The organism is Gordonia sp. J1A (assembly GCF_055393515.1).
In genome coordinates this window covers 2212768-2235560 of the sequence record NZ_AP041607.1, presented here as the reverse complement: position 1 = coordinate 2235560, position 22793 = coordinate 2212768, and the positions used below count along the sequence as shown (strand labels likewise).

The 22793-nt window shown below is 71.4% G+C and carries 1 pseudogene (running past one end of the window); it reads left to right on the top strand.

The features are described from left to right. Window positions 1–22793, top strand: a pseudogene (locus ACZ5QD_RS10500) (non-ribosomal peptide synthase/polyketide synthase) (it extends 20485 nt beyond the left edge of the window).

Below are 22793 nucleotides of genomic sequence, written 5' to 3'. Positions count from 1 at the left end.
CGGATCGGATTCCGCTGTCGCTGGCCCAGCGCCGGATGTGGTTCCTCAATCAGTTCGACACGGAGTCGGCCGCGTACAACGTGCCCCTGGCCGTGCGGTTGAGCGGCGAACTCGACGTCGCCGCACTCGAACAGGCAGTGGAGGACGTGCTCGCGCGTCACGAGGTGCTCCGCACCGTGTACCCGGACTCCGCCGACGGTCCCTACCAGGAGATTCTCCCGGCCTCTCGCGTGGACATCACGCCGATCCCGGTGACCGAGGCCGAGGTCGTCGCGCGCGCGGTCGACCTGATCTCCGAGGGCTTCGACGTGACCGCGCGGCCGCCGGTGCGGATCGCGCTGCTGGAGCAGAGCCCCCGCGAGCACGTGCTCGTGGTCACCATGCACCACATCACGGCCGACGGTGCGTCGGTCGCGCCCCTCGCCCGCGACATCATGGTCGCGTACACCGCGCGTGCCGCCGGTGCGGCGCCGCAGTGGTCGCCGTTGCCGGTCCAGTACGCCGACTACGCGCTCTGGCAGGGCGAGACGCTCGGCGACGTGGACGATCCGGAGTCACTGCTGGGGCGCCAGCGCGATTACTGGACCGATCGCCTCGCCGGTCTGCCCGAGGTGCTGGACCTGCCGATGGACCGGCCGCGTCCGGCGGTCCAGTCGACGGCCGGTGCGGGCAGCGCGTTCACGATCGACGCCCGCCTGCACAGGCGGCTCCTCGAGGTCGCGGAGGCGCACGACGCGACCCTGTTCATGGTGCTGCACGCGGCCTTCGCCGCGCTGCTGTCCCGGTTGGGCCGCGAATCCGACATCGCGATCGGCACGCCCGTGGCCGGGCGCGGCGAGCAGTCGCTCGACGAATTGGTCGGCGTGTTCGTCAACACCCTGGTGCTGCGTACCCGCGTCGACGGCGGTGCGAGCTTCGCCGACCTGCTGTCGCAGGTCCGGCAGAACGATCTCGCCGCGTTCACCCACGCCGACATGCCCTTCGAGCAACTCGTCGACGTGCTGGCGCCGTCGCGGTCGACGGCGGTCTCGCCGCTGTTCCAGGTGATGTTCACCATGCAGAACAACGCCCCGGCGAGCTTCGACCTGCCGGGTCTGTCGGTGAGCGGACTCACCTCCGACTTCGACGTCGCCAAGTTCGATCTGCAGCTGACCGTGACCGACCGGCGGGACGCCGACGGTTCGCCCGCCGATCTGCCCGCGACGTTCAGCTACGCCACGGCGCTGTTCGACCGGACGACCGTCGAACGCTTCGCCGAGGCCTACCTCGCGGTCCTGCACGGGATCTGCGACGACGCCGACCGCATCGTCGGCGACGTGCCCGTCACCTCCGCGCAGGACCGAGCCGACCTGGCCGCGGTCAACACGACCGCTGCTCCGGTGGAACAGGGCACGCTCGCGGGAGTGTTCGCCGCGCAGGCCGCGCGCACTCCGGACGCCACGGCGCTGGTGTTCGGCTCCGGCGCCTCCCGGCAGAGCCTCACCTACGCGGAGTTCGACGCCCGGACCAACGCGCTCGCACGGATGCTGATCGACGCGGGCGTGGGACCGGACGTCCCGGTGGCACTCGGCCTTCCGCGGTCGCTGGAACTGCTCACCGCGATGTACGCGATCGTCAAGGCCGGCGGCGCCTACGTCCCGGTCGATCCCGACCATCCCGCCGAGCGCACCCTGTACGTGCTCGACTCCGCCTCGCCCGCCGTGCTGCTGACGGCGTCGGACACCGACCTTCCCGCGCCCGACGGGGTGCCGGTGTGGACCGTCGACACGGTGGACCTCGACGGATGGTCGACAGCGCCGATCACCGATGCCGAGCGGTCGGCGCCGCTGCGCGGGACGAACACCGCGTACGTCATCTACACCTCCGGTTCCACCGGCCGCCCCAAGGGCGTCGCGGTGCCGCATTCGGCGATCGTGAATCGCCTCGCCTGGATGCAGCACGAGTACGCGCTCACCCCGGACGACGTTGTGGCGCAGAAGACCCCCGCGACCTTCGACGTGTCGGTGTGGGAGTTCTTCTGGCCGCTGCAGGTGGGCGCGTCGCTCGTCATCGCGCAGCCGGACGGGCACCGCGACCCGCTGTACCTCGCCGAGCTGTTCGAGGCGGAGTCGGTCACCACCGCGCACTTCGTCCCGTCGATGCTGTCGGCGTTCACCGGGGCGGTGGCTCCGGGATCGGTCGGCTCGCTGCGCCAGGTGTTCTGCTCGGGCGAGGCACTGACGCCGCGGGCCGCGCAGGCCTTCGCGGCGTTGAGCGATGCGCGTCTGCACAACCTCTACGGCCCCACCGAGGCGGCCGTCGACGTCACCTACCACGAGGTCACCCCGGCCGACACGGCCGCCGTGCCGATCGGCGCCCCGGTGTGGAACACCGGAGTCCACGTCCTCGACGACCGTCTGCATCCGGTGCCGGTCGGCGTGGCAGGCGAACTGTATCTCGCCGGCGTGCAGCTGGCGCGCGGTTACGTGGGACGCGCGGACCTCACCGCCGACCGCTTCGTGGCGAACCCGGCGGCCGACGGGGAGCGGATGTACCGCACCGGCGACCTGGTCCGATGGGTCCGGACCGACGGCGGGCTGGAACTGGACTACATCGGCCGCACCGACTTCCAGGTCAAGCTTCGCGGTCTGCGCATCGAGCTCGGCGAGATCGAGGCGGCGCTGCTCGATCAGCCGACGGTCGCGCAAGCCGTCGTGGTGGTGCGCGAAGACGTTCCGGGCGCACAGCAGCTCGTCGGCTACGTCGTCGCCGCGGCCGGTGCGCTCGACGTCGACGCTCTCACCGAGGCGATCTCGGCTCGCCTGCCGGAGTACATGGTGCCCACGGTGCTGATGCCGCTCGACGAGTTCCCGTTGAACGCCTCGGGCAAGCTCGACCGCAAGGCGCTGCCCGCGCCCGACCGGACCGAGTCGGTCACGCAGTACCGCGCGCCGGCCGACCGTGTCGAGACCGTGCTCTGCGATCTGGTCGCCGAACTGCTCGGTCTCGACCGCGTGGGTGTGGACGACTCCTTCTTCGCGCTGGGCGGCGACTCGATCATGGCCATTCAGCTGGTCTCGCGCGCCAAGCGCGAGGGCATCGTCCTGCGTCCGGCCCAGGTCTTCGAGCACCGCACCGTCGCCGCGCTGGCGCGGGTGGCCGCCGCCGAGGCCGCAGCCGGCCTGGACGAGCTGCCGGGAGGCGGGGTCGGCGAGGCACCGCTGACGCCGATCATGCACTGGATGATCGAAGACCTCCGTGCGTACGACGAGTTCTCCCAGGCCGTGCTCCTGACGCTCCCCGAGTCCGTCGAGGAGTCGGATCTGGCGGCCGCGATCGCCATGCTGCTCGACCACCACGACGTCCTGCGCGCCCGCCTCGTCACGAGTACCGGAACCGCTGCCGACGCCACCGGTCTGTCCATCGGCCCGGTGGGCTCGGTTCCGGCGGCCGGACTGCTGACCCGCGTCGACGTCGACGCCGCTCCCGGAACCGAGGCCTTCGCCGCGGCCGCGGAGGAACAGATGCGCCGCGCCGGTGCCCGGCTCGATCCGCGGTCCGGCGTGACGACCCAGTTCGTCTGGCTGCACCGCACCGACGGCGGGCGCGACCGTCTGCTGGTCCTGGCCCACCACCTCGTGGTGGACGGTGTCTCGTGGCGGTCGCTGGTTCCCGACCTCGCGCTGGCCTGGTACCGCGTCACCGAGGGGGCCACGGCGGAACTGTCGCCGGTGGCGACGTCGTTCCGCCGCTGGGCCCACGCCCTCGCCGAGGCCGCACCGTCGCGGGTCGGGGAACTCGAGTTCTGGCGTTCCACTCTGACCGGCGACGATCCCGCGCTGGGTGCGCGGTACGCCGACCCCGAGATCGACACCGTCGAGACCGTCGATGACCTGCGGATCGAGTTGCCGCCGCAGATCGCCGAGGCCGTCCTCGGCCGGGTACCGGGAACGGTCCACGGCTCGGCGACCGACTCCCTGATGACCGCGCTGGCACTGGCCGTCGCGGCGTGGCGAGCGGCGCGGGGAGTCCACGCCCCGAGCGCACTCGTCACGCTGGAGGGGCACGGCCGCGAAGAGCAGGCCGTCCCCGGCGCCGACCTGTCCGGCACGGTCGGCTGGTTCACCAGCTCGTACCCGGTGCGCGTCGACCTCTCGGGACTCGACGTCGACGACGCGCTGGCCGGTGGTCCGGCGGCCGGCGCCGCGCTCAAGCGGGTCAAGGAGCAGTTGCGCGCGGTGCCCGACAACGGCATCGGCTACGGCATGCTGCGCTATCTGACCGAGGAGGGGCGCTCGGCGCTCGCCGGACTGCGCACGCCGCAGATCGGCTTCAACTACCTCGGCCGCGTCTCCGCGGGCACCGGGACAGTCGACGACGCCCCGTGGCAGCTCGACGGCGACTCCGGAAGCCTGGGCGGCACGCGTGATGCCGCGATGGCCCTCCCGGCCGCGCTCGACATCAACGCCTCGGCGGTCGACTCCGCCGACGGCACGCGCCTGGGCGCCACTTTCTCCTACGCCACCGGTGTCTTCACCGCCGAACAGGTCCGCGAGATCGCAGATCTGTGGGTGGAGGCGCTCACGGCTCTGACCCGGTACGCGGACGCGCCCGGTGCCGGCGGTCTCACCCCGTCGGATCTGCCGCTGGTGCGGCTCGACCAGCGAGCCGTCGAGGCCGTCGAGGAGCGTCACGGCGACGTGGCCGACATCTGGTCGCTCTCGCCGCTGCAGGAGGGACTGCTCTTCCACGCGCAGTTCGCGGGTGACGAACTCGACGCCTACATGGTGCAGACCGTCCTCACGCTGGAGGGCGTGGTCGATCCCGCCCGCCTCCGCGCGGCGGGCGAGGCACTGCTGCGCAGGCATGCGAACCTCCGGGTCGCTTTCGACTCGATCGACGGACTGCCCGTCCAGGTGGTGCCCGCGGCCGTGAGGTTGCCGTGGGCCGAGGTGGACCTCCGGGCCGCCGCGGACCCGCAAGCGGCCTTCGACGATCTGCTGGCCGCCGACCGCCGGCGCGGCTTCGACATGGCGACGCCGCCGCTGCTGCGGTTCACCCTCGCCCGACTGGGCGAGTCCGACTACCGGATGCTCTCGACCAACCACCACGTCCTGTTGGACGGCTGGTCCACACCGCTGCTGCTCAAGGACCTGCTGTTCCTGTACGCGGCCTCCGGTGACGGCTCGGCGCTGCCCGTCGTCGGCGAGTACCGCGAGTTCCTCGTGTGGCTCTCGCACCGCGACCACCGGTCGTCGCTGACCGCCTGGGCCGCCGCGTTCGACGGACTCGACGAGCCGACACTCGTCGCCGGCGAGGCGACGGCGGCATCGGCCGACTCCGCCGACACCGAACGGCTGCTGCCCGCCGGGTTGACGTCCACCCTCGGCGCACTGGCGCGGGCTCACGGCATCACCCTCAACACCCTCGTCCAGGCGGCGTGGGGTCTGGTGCTGTCGGCGCAGACCGGTCGCAACGACGTCACCTTCGGTACCACCGTCTCCGGCAGGCCCGCGGACCTTCCGGGCGTGGAATCGATGATCGGCCTGTTCATCAACACCCTGCCCGTGCGTGTCACGGTGCGTCCGGGGGAGTCGGCGCAGGAGTTCCTGCGGCGCCTGCAGGCCGAACAGGCGGCACTGCTCGACCACCACTACCTGGGTCTCTCGGAGATCCAGCGCGCGGTGGGCGCGGGCGCGGGATTCGACACGCTGAGCGTCTTCGAGTCGTACCCGGTCGATTCCGAGGCCCTCGCGCAGGCCGCCGACATCGACGGCATGCGGGTCACCGGACTGCGCGGCATGGACTCCACCCACTACCCGCTGACGCTGGTGGCGAGTTCAGCCGACCGTCTCCACCTGCAGCTCAAGTACCTGACCGATCTGTACGACGCCGCCGCGGCGGAGACCGTGCTCGACCGCGTGGAGAGGGTGCTCACCGCATTCGCCGAAACGCCGGAGGCACCGATCGCGTCGATCGGCGTGCTGAGCGACGCCGAGCGTTCCGACGTGCTGGGACTGGGCTTCGTGCCCGGTGTCGCGCCCACGGCCGACACGCTGGCCGATGCGTTCGCCGCGCAGGCGGCGGCCCACGCCGACCGGACCGCCGTGGTCGCGGGCGGCGAGCGGCTGACCTATGCGGAACTGGCCGGACGGGTCGACCGTCTGGCCCGGGTGCTCATCGCCGAGGGCGTCGGGCCCGAGTCGCTGGTCGCGGTCGCCATGCCGCGGACGGCCGACCTGGCCGTGGCGTTGCTCGCGGTGGTCACCGCGGGCGGCGCATACGTGCCCGTCGACGTCACGTACCCGCAGGACCGGCTGTCGTACATGCTCGCCGACGCCCGTCCGACGGTGGTCGTGTCCACCGCCGCCGACGCGGAGTCCCTGCCCGCGCACGAACTGCCCGTCCTGCTGCTCGATTCGCCGGACCTCGCCGAGCGGATGGCGGCGCAGCCGGAGGGCCCGGTGACCGACGCCGACCGACTGGCACCGCTGCGCCCGCAGCATCCCGCGTACGTCATCTACACGTCGGGGTCCACCGGGCGACCCAAGGGCGTGGTGATTCCCCACGTCGACGTGCTGACGCTGATGGCCGACACCCAGCTCGACTTCGGCTTCGACGAGACCGACGTGTGGACCATGTTCCACAGCTACGCCTTCGACTTCTCCGTGTGGGAGCTGTGGGGCCCGCTGCTGCACGGCGGCGCCCTGGTGATCGTCGACTACCTGACCTCGCGTTCGCCGGACGAGTTCCTCGAACTGCTGCGTCGCGAGCGCGTCACGGTCCTCAACCAGACGCCGTCGGCCTTCTATCAGCTGGCCGAAGCCGACCGCGTCGCGGGCGCGGGGGAGGAGTCCGTTCCCGATCTGGCGCTGCGCTACGTCGTCTTCGGCGGCGAGGCGCTCGACCTCGCGCAGTTGGAGCGCTGGTACGAGCGGCACGACGACCAGGAGGTCGCGCTGGTCAACATGTACGGCATCACCGAGACCACGGTGCACGTCAGCTATCTGCCGCTCGACCGCGAGTTCGCCCGCGCGTCCAAGGCCAGCGTCATCGGGCGCGGACTGCCGGGCATGGGCGTCTACGTCCTCGACTCCCGGCTGCAGCCCGCACCGGTGGGCGTCGTCGGCGAGATGTACGTCCACGGCGGCCAGCTGGCGCGCGGCTATCTCGGCCGTCCCGACCTGTCGGCCGAGCGATTCGTGGCGGATCCGTTCGGTGCGCCCGGCGAACGCATGTACCGCTCCGGCGACCTGGCCCGCTGGAACGCCGACGGACAGCTGGAGTATCTGGGCCGCAGCGACTTCCAGGTGTAGTTGCGCGGATTCCGGATCGAACTCGGTGAGATCGAGTCCGCGCTGATGCGGTATCGCGGTGTGGCCGCCTCCGCGGTGGTCGTGCACACCGACGAGCACACCGGCGACCGCCTCGTCGGCTACGTGGTGCCCGAGGCCGGCGCCCACGTGGAGCCCGGCGCGGTGCTGGACCACGTCAGCGGATTCCTGGCCGCGTACATGGTCCCGTCGACGATCGTCGTGCTCGACGAGTTCCCGCTGACGGCCAACGGCAAGCTCGACCGCCGAGCGCTGCCCGCCCCCGACACGGCAGGTGCCGCGACGGAGTTCGTCGCCCCGCGCGATGCGGTCGAGCAGGCGATCGTCGACGTCTTCGCCGAGGTGCTCGGAGTCGACCGCGTCGGCGTTCACGACGGCTTCTTCGATCTGGGCGGCAACTCGCTGGTCGCGACCCGGGTGGTGGCGCGCGTCAACGCGGCGCTCGACGCCGAGTTCGGCGTGCGGGACCTGTTCGACGCGCCGTCGGCCGCCGAGTTGGCCCAGTGCTACGAGCGGACCGGCCGGACCGCCGAGCGCCCGGCGCTGGTCGCCGGGCCGCGACCGGACCGGGTGCCGCTCTCGCTGGCTCAGCAGCGGATGTGGTTCCTCGCGCAGTTCGACCCGTCGTCGCCCGCATACAACATTCCGATGGCGATTCGCCTCACCGGCGATCTCGACGTGGATGCCCTCGCCGCCGCGATCACCGACGTGCTGGAGCGGCACGAGTCGCTGCGCACCCGCTTCCCGGACTCGGCCGACGGGCCCTACCAGGATGTGCTGCCGACCGCGGCGGTCCCGGTGGACCTGACACCGGTCGCCGTCGACGCGGCGGATCTGCTTCCCGCGGTCGCGGACGTCCTCGGCTCCGGCTTCGATGTGACGGCCGCTCCGCCGGTGCGGGTGCGGCTGCTCCAGGTGGCCGACACCGACGTCGCCGAGCACGTGCTGGTGATGGTGGTCCATCACATCAGCGCCGACGGCATGTCGATGGCACCGCTGGCGCGGGACGTGATGGTGGCCTACACGGCGCGCGCCGCGGGCGAGGCGCCCGGCTGGTCGCCGCTGGAGGTGCAGTACGCCGACTACGCCGTCTGGCAGCGGGCGGTCCTCGGCGACGAGAACGATCCGGAGTCGGTGGCCGCGCGGCAGATCGGCTTCTGGCGGAGCGAACTCGCCGGCCTGCCCGACGCACTCGACCTGCCCACCGACCGTCCGCGTCCGGTGGAGCAGTCGATGGCCGGAGCCCGGCACGTGTTCGAGATCGGCGAGGACGTGCGCCGAGCGGTGGCCGACCTGGCGGCCGCGCATCGTGCGACGCCGTTCATGGTCGTGCACGCGGCGCTGGCGGTGCTGCTCTCGCGGCTGGCTCGGGAGACCGACATCGCCGTCGGCACTCCGATCGGCGGCCGCGGCGAGGCCGCGCTCGACGATCTCGTCGGCATGTTCGTCAACACCGTCGTGCTGCGTTCGCAGATCGACGGCGACGAGACCTTCGCCGGATTGCTCGATCGCGTGCGCCAGTCCGACCTCGCGGCGTTCGGGCACGTCGACGTGCCCTTCGAGCAGCTCGTCGAGGCGCTCAATCCGGTGCGCTCGACGTCGCATCACCCGTTGTTCCAGGTCTCGCTGTCACTGCAGAATCAGCAGCGGGCCGAGCTCGAACTGCCCGGGCTCACGGTCGGTGCGCTCGACCCGGGCGTCGAGGTGACTCAGTTCGACCTCGACCTGACACTCGGCGACGCCGTCACCGAGGACGGCGAGCCGAATGGGATGTACGCCTACTTCGTCTACGCCACCGAACTGTTCGACGCCTCGACCGTCGCGACGATCGCCGAGAGGTTCGTCCGGCTGCTGACGTCGCTGACCGCCGATCCCGAACAGCGGGTGGGCGACGCGGCCTGGCTGTCGGAGGCAGAGCGCGCCGCGGTGCTCGCCGACGGCGCGGGCCCGGCCGTCGAGGTCGCCGAGCGGACTCTGCTGGCGCGCTACGAACGTCAGGTGGCCGCCACCCCGGATGCGGTCGCGGTCGTCTACGAGGGCCGCGAGATCAGCTACCGGGACTTCGACGCGCAGGCCAACCGCTGGGCGCGCCGGCTCATCGGCGCCGGCGTGGGACCGGACACGGTGGTCGCGATCGCCGTGTCGCGGTCGGTGGAGATGCTGACCGCGATGTACGCGGTCGCCAAGGCCGGCGGCGCCTACGTCGCGATCGACCCGGAACAGCCGCGCGAGCGTTCGGCCTACGTGCTCGACTCGGCCGAGCCGGCCGTCGTGATCTCCACCGAGGCCGACCGCGGGGCACTGCCCGACGGCGTCGAGCCGATCCTCCTCGAGGACGAAGCGGTCGCGGGTCTGTCGCCGGAACCGGTGACCGACGCCGACCGGATCGTTCCGCTGCGCGGCGACCACCTCGCGTACCTGATCTACACCTCCGGCTCCACCGGCCTCCCCAAGGGCGTGGCACTCACCCAGCATGCGATCGCGAACTACCTCGCGTGGATCGTCGACCGGTACTCGCTGGACGAGTCGTCCCGAGTGGTGCAGAAGGCTCCCGCGACCTTCGACGTCTCGGTCTGGGAGACGTTCGCGGTCACCCAGGTGGGCGGTCGCGTCGTCGTGGCCGCTCCGGGCGGACACCGCGACCCGGACTATCTGGCCCGACTCATCGCCGAGCAGCGGGTCACCGTCGCGGAGTTCGTTCCGTCGCTGCTCAGCGCGTTCCTCACCGCGGGCCACGCATCCGCACTCGACTCGCTCGAGTACGTCGTGGCGGGCGGCGAGGAACTGTCGGCCGGACTCCTGAAGGAGTTCACCGCGGCCACCGGCACCGTCATCGACAACACCTACGGTCCGACGGAGACCACCGTCGGCATCCTGTTCGAGCCAGCGGTCCAAGCGCTCGGCGAGGTCGCGACGGTGCCGATCGGGCGTCCGTCGTGGAACGCCGGCGCTCTGGTGCTCGACGACCGTCTGCACCCGGTTCCCGTGGGCTCGGCGGGCGAGCTGTACCTGACCGGCGTCCAGTTGGCCCGCGGGTACCTCGGCCGCCCCGATCTGACGGCCGAACGGTTCGTGGCCGATCCGTTCGCGGCCGACGGCACCCGGATGTACCGCACCGGCGATCTGGTGCGATGGAACCACGCCGGACGGCTGGAGTTCCTGGGGCGCACCGACTTCCAGGTGAAGCTGCGCGGCCTGCGCATCGAGCTGGGCGAGATCGAGGCGGCGCTGGCGAGCCACCCCGAGGTGGACCAGACGGCCGTGATCCTCCATCACGATGACCACGTCGGCGATCAGCTGGTCGCGTACGTGGTCGCAGCCGGCGTCGAGGCTCTCGACGCGGGCGAACTGAAGACGTACCTCGGGACGCGACTGCCCGCGTACATGGTGCCCGCCGCATTCGTCGCGCTCGACGAGATGCCGCTGGGCGCCAGCGGCAAACTCGATCGACGCGCTCTCCCGGCGCCGCACCTCGAGGCGGACGCGGGCGAGTACGTGGCTCCGCGGTCGCCGGTCGAGGAGGTCGTCGCGGGAGTGGTGGCCGAGGTGCTCGGCCTCGATCGGGTCGGCGTCACCGACGACTTCTTCGCGCTCGGCGGCAACTCGCTGGTCGCCACCCGGGTGATCGCTCGGGTCAACGAGGCTCTCGGCTCCGACCTCGGCGTGCGCGCCCTGTTCGACGCACCGACCGTCGGCGGGCTCGCCGAGACGGCCGAGCGGACCGGCACCGGCCGGACCCGCCCCGCACTGGCGCCGCAGCCGCGCCCGGAGCGGATCCCGCTCTCGCTCGCGCAGCAGCGCATGTGGTTCCTGAACCGGTACGACCCGGAGTCGGCGGCGTACAACGTCCCGCTGGCCGTGCGATTGTCGGGCGAACTCGACACCTCGGCGATGGCTCAGGCCGTCCGGGACGTGGTGATCCGGCACGAGTCGATCCGCACGGTCTTCCCGGCCGGAGACGACGGCCCCTACCAGTCGATCCGGCCCGCCGACGAGGTCCTCGGCGACCTCGCACCGGTCGACGTGGCCGCCGGCGAGATCGCCGGTGTCGTCCGAGACTTCGCGCTGGCGCCCTTCGACGTGACGGCTCAGGCCCCGCTGCGCGTGGCCCTGTACCGGATCGCCCCCGACGAGCACGTGCTGGCGTTCGTGGTCCACCACATCGTCGGCGACGGCTCGTCGACGGCGCCGCTGGCACGTGACGTCATGGTGGCGTACCTGGCGCGCTCGGCGGGCTCGGAGCCCGGCTGGGCGCCGCTGCAGGTCCAGTACGCCGACTTCGCGATCTGGCAGCGGTCGCTGCTGGGGGCGGAGGACGACCCGGCGTCGCTGGCGGCACAGCAGGTGCAGTACTGGCAGAGCACGCTCGCGGGCCTTCCCGAGGTTCTCGACCTGCCGACCGACCGGCCGCGTCCGGCGGACCGGTCGCAGCAGGGCGCGAGCGTCGGCTTCGAACTCGACGCGCGGGTCCACGACGGCCTGCGGAACATCGCGTCCGAGGGCGGCGCCACCATGTTCATGGTGGTCCACGCGGCGCTGGCGACACTGCTCGCGCGACTGTCGAGCAGCTCCGACATCGCGATCGGCACGCCGATCGCGGGCCGCGGTGAGCGCGCCCTCGACGATCTGATCGGCATGTTCGTCAACACCCTGGTGCTGCGCACCCAGGTGGAACCGGACGCCGGCTTCGCCGATCTGCTGTCGCAGACCCGGGGTGCCGACCTCGGTGCCTTCGCCAACGCCGACCTGCCGTTCGAGAGGCTGGTCGACATCCTCGATCCGGTGCGCTCCAGCGCGCATTCGCCGCTGTTCCAGGTGGTGCTGTCCACCGAGGACATCGGCGAGGAGCGGTTCGAGCTCCCGGGGCTCACGGTCACCGGGCTGGCCGACGACACCCACGTGGAGAAGTTCGACCTCGAACTGTCGTACCGTGAGCGCTTCGACGACGACGGTCGTCCGGCCGGGCTCGCGCTGACCTTCGGCTACGCCACCGACATCTTCGACGAGAGCTCCGTCCGGGCGTTCAGCGACCGCCTCACGCGCATCCTGGCCGCGGTGGCTGCGGACGCCCGGGTGCGGATCGGCGACATCGAACTCCTCGAGGACGCCGAGATCGAGGCGCTCGCACCGGTCCGCGGCGCCGCACCGGCCGGACCGGCGACCCTCGCCGAGATGCTCACGTCCACGGCCTCGGCGAACTCCGCGTCCACCGCACTGGTGCTCGGCGACGAGGCCATCGGCTACGCCGAACTCGACGAACGCTCCAACCGGCTGGCGCGGGTGCTGATCGCCCGCGGCGCGGGCCCGGAGACCGTGGTCGCGCTCGGCATGGCGCGCTCGATCGACTCCGTCGTGGCCACGTGGGCCATCGCCAAGTCCGGCGCGGCCTTCCTGCCGGTGGACCCGGGATACCCGGCCGACCGCATCGCACACATGCTGACCGATTCCGGAGCGGTCCTGGGCGTGACGACATCGGCCTGGCGCGATGCCTTCGGCTCCGTCGGCCGATGGCTCACACTCGACGACGCGGACACCGCGAGCGCGGTGGACGCGGCCTCGGCCGCGGCGATCACCGATGCCGAGCGCACAGCCGCGCTGCACGTCGCGCAGACCGCCTACCTCATCTACACCTCCGGCTCCACCGGTCTGCCCAAGGGCGTCGCGGTGACCCACGAGGGCCTGATGAACTTCGCGACCGAACTGCGGGAGCGCTGCGGAACCAGGCCGGGTTCGCGGGTCCTGCACTTCGCATCGCCGAGCTTCGACGCGTCGGTGCTGGAGTACCTGCTGGCCTTCGGGGCCGGTGCCACCTTCGTGATCGCACCGACCTCGGTGTACGGCGGCGACGACCTGGCCGAGCTGCTGCGGCGTCACGATGTGACGCACGCCTTCATCACTCCGGCCGCGCTCGCCTCCGTCCACGAGACGGGCATGGACCAGCTGGAGATGATCGGCGTCGGCGGCGACGTCTGCCCGCCCGAACTGGTCGCCCGCTGGGCGCCGGGGCGCCGCATGTTCAACATGTACGGTCCCACCGAGGCGACTATCTCGGTCACGATCGACGGGCCGCTGCAGCCCGCCGAACCCGTCACCATCGGGTCGCCGAACCGCGGTGTGGAAGCACTCGTGCTCGACGCCCGGCTGCGGCCGGTGGCCGTCGGCGTGCCCGGTGAGCTGTACGTGGCGGGGCCGGCTCTGGCGCGCGGCTACCACGATCGACTCGGTCTGAGCGCCGAGCGATTCGTCGCGAACCCGTACGGCGGGAACGGGGCGCGCATGTACCGCACCGGCGACCTCGTTCGCTGGGTCGAGGCTGAGCGCGGACTGTCCCTGGAGTACCTCGGCCGCTCCGACCAGCAGGTCAAGGTCCGCGGCTTCCGTATCGAACTCGGCGAGATCAACGCCGTGCTGGCCGCCCACACGGCGGTGGAGTTCGTGCACACCAGCGGTCACGTCACCGACGGCGGCGACACCCTGCTCGTGTCGTACGTGCTGCCCTCGAACGGCGAGGAGCTCGCAGTGCGTGAACTTCTGGCGTTCGCCGGCGAGCGGCTGCCGGGCTACATGGTGCCCGCCGCGATCGTGATTCTGGACGAGATTCCGCTGACCCCCGCGGGCAAGCTCGACGTCCGGGCGCTGCCCGCCCCCGAGATCACCGAGACGGCCGGAACGTATGTGCCGCCGCGCACCCCGACCGAGGAGATCCTCGCGGGCGTCTTCGCCGAGGTGCTCGGCGTGTCCCGCGCCGGATCGACCGACGGGTTCTTCGATCTCGGCGGCAACTCGCTGTCGGCCACGCGCGTCACGGCGCGCGTCAACGCGGTGCTCGGCGCCGACCTCGCGGTTCGCGACGTGTTCGACGCACCGACGGTGGCCGGTCTGGCCGCGCTGATCGACGCCCGGCGCGGCTCGGGAGCGGACCGCCCCGCGCTGGTCCCGGTCCATCGCCCGCACCGGATCCCGTTGTCGCCGGCGCAGCGACGGATGTGGTTCCTGAACCAGTTCGATCCCGAGTCGGCCGCGTATAACATCCCGCTCGCGGTGCGTCTGACGGGCGAACTCGACGTGGACGCGCTGCGTGCGGCGATCGCCGACGTGGTCGCGCGGCATGAGACGCTGCGCACGGTGTACCCGGCTGTCGGCCGGGAACCGCATCAGGTGATCCTGCCCGCCGACACCGTTCCCGATCTGCCGGTGATCGAAGTGTCCGCCGACCGGATCGTCGACGAGGTGACCGCGTTCGCGGCCCGCGGCTTCGACGTCACAGCGGCGCCGCCCCTGCGGATGGAACTGCTGGAGGCGGCACCCGACGAGCGCGTGCTAGTGGTCGTGATCCATCACATCTCCGGCGACGGCTCGTCGACCGCACCGTTGGTGCGCGACGTGATGGTCGCGTACGCCTCCCGTGCCGCGGGCATGGCGCCGCAGTGGACGCCGCTTCCGGTGCAGTACGCGGACTTCGCCGTCTGGCAGCGGGAACTCCTCGGCGATGAGCGCGACCCGCAGTCGCGTGCGGCACGTCAGCTGGCCTTCTGGACCGAGGCACTCGCCGATCTGCCCGCGCAGATCGAGCTGCCCGCCGATCGGCCGCGCCCGCGCGTGCAGTCGCTCGACGGCGGCGCGGTGGCGGTCACCGTCGACGCGGACACCCACCGCGGCCTGATCGAGGTGGCGCGGGATCGCGGGGCGAGTGTCTTCATGGTCGTCCACGCCGCGCTGTCGGCGCTGCTCGCGGGGCTGTCGGGGTCGTCGGACATCGCCGTCGGCACCCCCACCGCGGGCCGTGGAGACGCCGCGCTCGACGATCTCGTCGGCATGTTCGTCGGCACCCTGGTGCTGCGTGCCCAGGTGGAGCCCGGCATCACGTACGCCGAGTTGATCGACCAGGTTCGCGAGTTCGACCTGGCGGCGTTCGGCAACGTCGACATCCCGTTCGAACGTCTGGTGGAGGTTCTCGATCCCGAACGGTCGACCGCGCACTCGCCGCTGTTCCAGGTGATGCTCTCGTTCCAGAACCTCGAGCGCGAAGACCTGGAACTGCCGGGCCTGACGGTCTCGGCGGTCGGCTCGGGACCGGAACCGGCGAGGTTCGATCTGTCGATCGGCGTCGAGGAGGGATACGCCGACGACGGCAGCCCGGCGGAGATCGCGGTCTCGTTCGGCTACGCGACGGCGTTGTTCGACGAGTCCACCGTGCGCGGTTTCGGCGACGCCTTCGTCCGGGTGCTGCGGGCACTGGTCGCCGATCCGGACGCGGCGGTCGGCGATGCGCCGCTCGCCGGCGAGGACGACCGTTCGGCACTCGCCGCGGTCAACGCCACCGGGCACGATCTCGTCCCCGCGACGCTCGCGGACCTGTTCGACGCGCAGGTCGCGCGGACGCCGGACGCCGAGGCACTGGTCTTCGAGGGCCGACGACTGTCGTACGCGGACTTCGACGCTCAGGCCAATGCCCTGGCGCGGAAGCTGATCGACGCCGGTGTGGGACCGGACGTGCACGTCGCCCTGGCGGCGCGCCGCTCGCTCGACCTGCTGGTCGGCATGTACGCGGTGATCAAGGCGGGCGGTGCGTACGTGCCGGTCGACCCGGACCACCCCGCCGAGCGAACTCAGTACGTCCTCGAATCGGCGGCACCGCAGGTGGTGCTCGCCGGCACAGGCGTGGACCTCGAGGTGCCCGACGGTGTCCCGGTGTGGACGCTGGGTGCGATCGACGTCGACGGCTACCCCGACGGTCCGGTGACCGATTCCGAACGGCTCGCACCGTTGCGCGGAACGAACATCGCGTACGTGATCTACACCTCCGGGTCCACGGGGCGCCCGAAGGGCGTCGCGGTCCCGCACTCCGGTGTGGTCAACCGGCTCGCGTGGATGCAGTCGGCCTACCCGCTGACCTCGGACGATGCGGTGGTGCAGAAGACGCCGTCGACCTTCGACGTGTCGGTGTGGGAGTTCTTCTGGCCCTTGCAGGTCGGTGCGTCCCTGGTGATCGCCCGGCCGGACGGCCATCGCGACCCGCAGTACCTCGCCGATCTCATCGAGGCCGAGTCGGTGACGACTGCGCACTTCGTGCCGTCGATGCTCTCCGCGTTCACCTCGCTCGTGGAGCCCGGTCGGGTTCCGTCGCTGCGGCAGGTGTTCTGCTCGGGTGAGGCGCTGACCCCGCAGGCCGCACAGGCCTTCGCCGCGCTGAGTCCGGCGCGACTGCACAACCTGTACGGTCCCACCGAGGCGTCGGTGGACGTGACCTTCCACGAGTACACCGCCGCAGACACGGTGACCGTGCCGATCGGCCGGCCGGTGTGGAACACCCGACTGCACGTGCTCGACGCACGCCTGAACCCGGTGCCGATCGGGGTGGCCGGTGAGCTGTATCTGGCGGGCGTGCAGTTGGCCCGCGGTTACGTCGGACGCCCGGATCTGTCGGCGGACCGCTTCGTGGCGGACCCACATGCGCCGGGCGAGCGGATGTACCGCACCGGTGACCTCGTCAAATGGGTGCGGACCGCGGACGGTGAGGGCATCGAGTTGGTCTACATCGGGCGCACCGACTTCCAGGTGAAGCTGCGCGGACTGCGGATCGAGCTCGGCGAGATCGAGTCGGTCCTGCTGGAGCAGCCGGGTGTGGCTCAGGCCGTGGTGCTGGTGCGCGAAGACATCCCCGGCGCTGCGCAATTGGTCGGCTACGTGACGGCCGCTGCGGGGGAGAGCGTCGACGTCGACGCGCTCACCGCGGCACTGTCGGTGCGGTTGCCGGAGTACATGGTTCCCGCGGTGCTCATGGTGCTGCCGGCGTTCCCGCTGAACGCCTCGGGCAAACTCGACCGGAAGGCGCTGCCTGCACCCGACACGCAGTCGCGGTCGCAGACCTACCGTGCGCCCTCCACCCACACCGAGGCGGTCCTGGCGCAGCTGATCGCCGAACTCCTCGGCGCCGAGCGAGTCGGTGTGGACGATTCGTTCTTCACCCTCGGCGGCGACTCGATCATGGCGATCCAGCTCGTGTCGCGGGCCAAGAGCGCGGGGATCCTGCTCACGCCGAGGATGGTCTTCGAGCACCGCACGGTGGCCGCGCTGGCGGTGGCCGCCGAGGCGGCGGAGCTGGTGACCCTCGACGAGTTGCCGGGAGGCGGGGTCGGCGACGTTCCGATGCCGCCGATCGGCCGGTGGATGATCGAGCACGGGCTCAGCTACTCGCGATTCTCGCAGGCCGAAGTGCTGGCGCTGCCGCGCACCGCCGCGTTCGAGGATCTGACCGCGGCGCTCGGCGCGGTCGTCGACCATCACGACATGCTGCGTGCCCGTCTGGTGGACGCCGACGGCGTCACCTCGCTGCACGTGCCGGAGGCCGGGTCGGTCGATCCGTCCGGCATCCTGACGCAGGTGCGGTACTCGGGAGAGTTCACCGCCGCGGCGTCCGCCGCACTCGAGGCGGCCGGCTCCCGGCTCGATCCATGGACCGGCCGGATGGTCCAGGCCGTGTGGCTGGTCGGCGACGACGCCGACGGGCTCGGCCATCTGCTCGTGGTGGTCCACCACCTCGCGGTCGACGGGGTGTCGTGGCCCATCCTGGCCGCCGACCTCACGGTGGCCTGGGGGCGCATCGCGAGCGGAGAACCGGTGCAGTTGCCCGAGGTGGGAACCTCCTTCCGGCGCTGGATGCACGGACTCGCCGACCTCGCCTCGACCGACGATGCGGCCGATCGCGCCCACTTCTGGGAGTCGGTGCTCGAGGGCCCCGACCCGGATCTGGGCTCGCGCCCGCTCGACCCGGCGCTCGACCTCGTCGAGACGGTGGAGGAGTTCCGCGTGGTGGTTCCCGACGACGTCACCGACGCCGTTCTGAACCGGGTGCCCGAGGCCTTCCACGGATCGGTGGACGATTCACTGCTGACGGCGCTGGCCCTGGCGCTCGTCGCCTGGCGAGCCGAACGCGGTGTCGACGAGTCGACGGCACTGGTGACGCTGGAGGGCCACGGCCGTGAGGAGCAATTGCTCCCCGGCGCGGACCTGTCGCGGACCGTGGGCTGGTTCACCTCGCAGTATCCGGTCCGGCTCGACGTCTCCGGCATCGACCTGGACGACGCCTTCGCCGCGGGACCCGAGCTGGGTCGGGCGGTGAAGGCGGTCAAGGAGCAGTTGGCCGCCGTACCCGATCGAGGCGTCGACTACGGTCTGCTGCGCAGGATGAACCCGGAGACGGCGGCACGTCTGTCCACGCTGCGCACACCGCAGATCGGGTTCAACTACCTCGGACGGCGCGCCGGCGAGACACCGCAGGCAGCCGAGCAGCGGGGCGAGGCCGTGAATCTCGGCGGCACGCGCAACCCCGACATGGTGGTGCCTGCGCTGCTCGACGTGAACGCGGTCGCGGTCGGTTCGTCGCTGACGGCCGACTGGGCGTACGCCGGTGGCGTCCTGACCCGTGACGAGGTGGCGCGCCTGGCCGATCTGTGGGTGGCGGCGCTGACGGCTCTCGCGCGGCACACCGACCGGGCCGACGCGGGTGGGCACACCCCGTCGGACTTCGACCTGGTGTCGGTGAGCCAGCGTCAGATCGACGCCTGGGAGAGCGCCTACGGCGGCGTCGACGACGTGTGGTCGCTGTCGCCGCTGCAGGAGGGTCTCGTCTACCAGTCGCAGATCGCGTCCGACGACGAGGACTTCTACCAGGTCCAGATGGTGCTGAAGCTCGGTGGCCGGGTGGACGCCGACCGGCTCCGCGCTGCGGGGCAGGCGATCCTGGACCGCTACCCGAACCTGCGCGTGGCCTTCAGCTACGACGCGGGTGTCGCGGCGCAGGTGGTGCTCGACGGAGTGGAACTGCCCTTCCGATCGGTGTCGATGACGCAGGTGCCCGAAGCCGAACGGGATGAGGCGCTGCGGCGTCTGCTCGACGACGACCGGCGGAGCGGATTCGATCTGTCCCGGCCGCCGATGCTGCGCTTCACCCTCGTCGAGATGGCCGACGGCGATCACCGGCTGGCGGTCCTGGTCCATCACGCACTGGTCGACGGCTGGTCGACGCCGCTGTTCCTGCGGGAGCTGTTCGTGCTCTACGCGACGCACGGCGACGCGACCCACCTGCCACCCGCGCGGTCGTACCGGGACTTCCTGGTGTGGCTCTCGAAGCAGGACCGCGCACAGTCGCTGTCGGTGTGGCGGGACGTCCTCGACGGCGTCGACGAGCCGACCCTGGTGGTCGGCGACGCGGTCGACCACGGATCGTCGTCCCGTGAGCTCGCGGTGACGCTGGACGCCGAACTGTCGCAGCGACTCAACGCCCTGGGCCGCGACCGCGGGTTCACGATGAACACCGTGGTGCAGGCGGGATGGGCACTCGTGGTGTCGGCGCTGACCGGACGCGACGACGTCGTCTTCGGCGCCACCGTCTCGGGACGGCCACCGCAGCTCGACGGCGTCGAGGAGATGATCGGCCTGTTCATCAACACCCTGCCGGTGCGGGTTCGCATCCGCGGCGGGGAGCGGCTCGAGGATCTGCTCGCACGCATCCAGACCGAACAGACCGATCTGCTCGACCATCACTACGTCGGCATGCCGGAGATTCAGGCGGTCGCCGGGCCGGGCGCCGGGTTCGACACCCTCGCGGTGTTCGAGTCGTACCCCGACGTCGAGGCGGGCGAGGGCGGCGACATCGACGGAATGACGGTGGAGGGTCTGACGGGCACCGACACGGTCCACTACCCGCTGGCGCTGGCCGCGGAATACACGGACTCGCTGGTGCTGCGGCTCAAGTACCTCGACGGCGCCTTCTCGCCGGAGCGGGCACAGGGCGTGATGGACGTCCTGGTGGGGGCGATCACCGCGTTCGCCGAGCAGCAGACGGCGCGAGTGGTGGAGCTGGACCTGATGGACCCGGCGCAGCGCGCCGCCCTGGTGCCGGCGACCGGACGCGCGGCCTACCCGTACGCGTCGATGGCGGACATGTTCGCCGCCGCCGCGGCGGTCGACCCGGACGCGCTCGCCGTCGTCGCGCGGGAGCGCTCGGTCACGTACCGCGAACTCGACGAGTACTCCAACCGGCTGGCCCGCGAGCTGATCGCACGCGGCGTCGGTACCGAGGACGTCGTGGCGATCGCGATCGGCCGCTCGGTGGAGTCGGTGGCCGCGGTGTGGGCCGTCGTCAAATCGGGTGCGGCGTACCTGCCGGTGGACCCGAACTATCCGACCGACCGCGTCGAGCACATGCTCACCGACTCCGGATCGGTCCTCGGGCTCACCGTGACCGCGCATCGGGGCGGTCCGAGCGGCGGACTGGAGTGGATCGTCCTCGACGATCCCGCGCACCACGCGCAGATCCAGGGCCGGCCTGCCGGTCCGGTCACCGACGAGGTGCGACTGCGGCCGATCCGGCCGGAGACCGCCGCGTACATGATCTACACGTCCGGGTCGACGGGTATGCCGAAGGGCGTCGTGGTGGTCCATCGGGACGTGGCCGGATCGGCGCAGGACGCGCGGGTGCGGATGGCGATCGCTCCGGGCGACCGGATGCTGCACGTCATCTCGCCGAGCTTCGACGGTTCGGTGGGCGAGTACCTGATCGCGTTCGGCGCGGCCGCGACGATGGTCGTCGCCCCGCCGGAGGTGTTCGGCGGAGCCGAACTCGCCGACCTCCTGCGCACCGAGCGGGTGACCCACCTGCTGATGACTCCGGGTGCGCTGGCCTCGGTGAACCCGGCCGGACTCGACGATCTCCGCGTCGTCGCGGTGGGCGGCGAGGCGTGCCCGCCGGAGCTGGTGGAGCGCTGGGCGCCGGGACGCCTGTTCGTCAACGTGTACGGCCCCACCGAAGCGCTGGTCTGGTCCAACTGGATCGCCGTGGAGGCGGGGCAGCGAGTCACGATCGGTGCGCCGCGTGCCGGTTTCGGGGCAGTGGTGCTCGACGCGAACCTGCGGCCGGTGGCCGCGGGCGTGGTCGGCGAGCTGTACCTGATGGGGCCGGGTCTGGCGCGCGGTTATCACCGGCGCCCGAGTCTGACCGCCGAGCGGTTCGTGCCGAATCCGTTCGGAGAGCCGGGTGACCGCATGTACCGCACCGGCGACGTGGTCCGTTGGATTCCGGGCGGCGAGCTGAGCGGAGACGAGTGGGTGCTCGACTACGTCGGGCGGTCCGACTTCCAGGTCAAGATCCGAGGGTTCCGCATCGAGCTCGGCGAGATCGAGTCCGCGCTGAGCGCGCACCCGAGCGTCGACTTCGCACACGTCATCGGCGTTCCCGGACCGGGCGGACAGACCGTGCTGGCCGCCTACGTCCTGCCCGTGGAGGGGGCGGCGGTGGATCCCGACGCCCTGTCCGAGTTCGTCGCCCGCACGCTGCCCGCGTACATGGTTCCGGCGGCGGTGGTCGCGATCGATCACGTGCCGCTGACCGGTGCGGGCAAGATCGACCGGAAGGCTCTGCCGGTGCCGGAGTTCGCCGAACGTGCGCCGTACGTCCCGCCGTCCACGGACGAGGAGCGGATGCTGGTGGACGTGTTCGAGCGGGTGCTGGGCACCACCGACGTCGGAATCGACGACGGCTTCTTCGATCTGGGCGGTCATTCGTTGCTCGCGACCAGGCTCGTCGGTCTGATCAGCGACGAACTCGGCCTGCGGGTGCCGATGCAGTGGATGTTCGCCGATGCGACACCGCGCCGGATCGCCGAACGGCTCTCGGAGCTCGGCGCCGAGGACACCGGTGACGATCTGCAGGTGCTGCTCCCGCTCCGGACCGAGGGCCGGGCCGCCCCGCTGTTCTGCGTCCATCCGTTCATCGGCCTGTCGTGGTCGTACGGCGGGCTGACCGGATACCTCCCCGACCGTCCGGTGTACGGCATCCAGTCGCCGGTGCTGTCCGGCGGTGAGATGCCGCAGACCGTGGAAGAGGTGGCGGCGCTGTACCTGGCGAAGATCCGCGAGGTGCAGCCGGAGGGTCCGTACCACCTGCTCGGCTGGTCGCTCGGCGGTGTCATCGCGCACGCGATGGCCGTCGCACTGCGGGCCGACGGTCAGCAGGTGGCGACCCTGGCGATGCTCGACAGCCACCTGTCGCTGTCGGAGGTCGGTGAGGCAGCCGCCGCGGACAACATGGGCGAGGTGCTCGCCGGACTCGGCTTCGATTCGTCAATGCTCGCCGGACTCGAGGGTGTCAGCACCGAGCGGTTGTTCGAACTGCTTCCGCAGATGCCGGGCCTGCCGCCCTCATTGGTCGGCAAGGACCTGCGGGCGATGCTGCCGGACACCGATCTGGTGGCGCGGCAGATCGAGTCGTACCGCCCGCAGCTCTTCGACGGCCGCGTGGACTACTTCGCCGCGCGTCAGGGCCGGCTGCGGCGGGACGATCCGAGCGAGGACTGGACCGATGCGGCCGAGGCGATCGTGGTCTTCGACGTGGACGCGAGCCACAACGACATGACCACACCGCACGCGCTGGCACAGATCGGGCCCATCCTGGCACGGCTGCTGGAGGGACGCCCGTGA